Source organism: Cetobacterium sp., from assembly GCF_048470075.1.
In the GTDB taxonomy this organism is placed as follows: domain Bacteria; phylum Fusobacteriota; class Fusobacteriia; order Fusobacteriales; family Fusobacteriaceae; genus Cetobacterium_A.
Window position 1 is genome coordinate 1 of the sequence record NZ_DBGBQB010000374.1, and the last position, 1,686, is coordinate 1,686.

Sequence of the window (1,686 nt, forward strand, 5' to 3'; positions counted from 1 at the left end):
ACATAAAGGTTGTAAAATATGGTATAATAATTTATAAAAATTAAAGAAAATAAGGGTGAAAAATGGAAAAATATTTAATAGAAAGTTTAAAAACAAGCTCCATTGATTTTGAATTAGAATCTAAAAGTGAATACCAACATAAACTTTTATCAAATAAAAATAGAAAAATAGTTACAGATATAAGAAAAGAGTTTGAAAACTGTGAAGAGTTCATAATCTCTGTGGCTTTTATAACAGAGGGTGGACTTTCTCTTATATTGGATCAATTAAAAGAGCTAGAGAAAAAAGGGATTAAAGGAAGAGTTTTAACTGGAGATTATCTAAATTTTACTCAACCTAAAGCGTTAAAAAAATTATTGTCGTATAAAAATATAGATATAAAACTATTAAGTGGTGAAAAATTTCATGCTAAGGGTTATTTTTTTAAAAAAAATGGAATATGGAACTTAATCATAGGAAGTAGTAATCTGACTCAGACAGCCCTAACTGTAAATTTTGAGTGGAACTTAAAAATAAGCTCATTAGAAAAAGGTAAAATTGCAGATGAGATACTAAATGAGTTCAATAAAACTTTTGATAATCTTCCAAATCTAACTTTAAATATGGTGGAAAAATATGAAGAGATATATAAATTAAATAAAAAAATAGTAAAGTTACAAAAACAAAGAGAGTTAGAAAATAAAGAGATTAAACCTAATATGATGCAGATAGAGGCTTTAAAATCTTTGGAAGAGTTGCGTAAAGAAAGAGCAAGAGGACTGCTTATAAGTGCCACAGGAACGGGAAAGACATATTTAAGTGCCTTTGATATAAAAGCGGCTAATCCCAAAAAAATACTGTTTTTAGCTCATAGAAAAACAATACTTGAAAAATCAAAAAAAAGCTATGAACTTATAATAAAAAATAAAAATATGGGCATATATGGAGAGGATATACTTATAGATAGAGATGTAGTTTTTGCTATGGTCCAAACTTTGAGCAAAGATAAACATTTAGAACTGTTTTCAAAAGAGGAGTTTGATTATATAGTGGTGGATGAAGTACATCACAGTGGGGCAAAAAGTTATCAGAAAATAATAGATTATTTTAAACCTAAGTTTTTATTGGGTATGACAGCTACTCCAGAGAGAAGTGATGATTTTGATATCTATAACCTATTCAATCATAATATAGCCTATGAGATTAGATTACATGATGCTTTGAGAGAGAATCTGTTGTGTCCTTTTCATTATTTTGGTATTTCAGATATAGTTGTGGAAGGAAAAGAGATAGATGAGAAAACGTCGGTAAAAAATTTAGTGTTAGATGAAAGGGTTAATCACATAATAGAGAAGAGTAGATACTATGGTTATAGTGGAGATAAGTTACATGGACTTATATTTGCTTCAAAGGTTGAAGAAGCCACAGCTTTAGCTGAAAAATTAAATGAAAAAGGAGTTAGAAGCAGAGCTTTAAGTGGAAAAAGTAGTGATTCAGAAAGAGAAGATACTATAGAGATGTTAGAAAAAGGTGAGATTGAATATATAGTAACAGTGGATATATTTAATGAGGGTATTGATATCCCTTGTGTAAATCAAGTTATTTTTTTAAGACCAACAGAGTCTTCAATAGTTTATATTCAGCAGTTGGGAAGAGGACTTAGAAAAAGTATAAATAAAGAATATGTAGTTATATTGGATTTTATTG

General features: G+C 28.3%; 1 protein-coding gene. It reads left to right on the plus strand.

Annotation, left to right across the window (positions count from 1 at the left end; all coding sequences use genetic code 11):
• Positions 1-62: 62 nt before the first annotated feature.
• Positions 63-1,686, plus strand: a 1,624-nt coding sequence (locus tag ACMOUI_RS13010) for a DEAD/DEAH box helicase family protein (RefSeq protein WP_418966125.1), incomplete at its 3' end; no start/stop codon positions are given.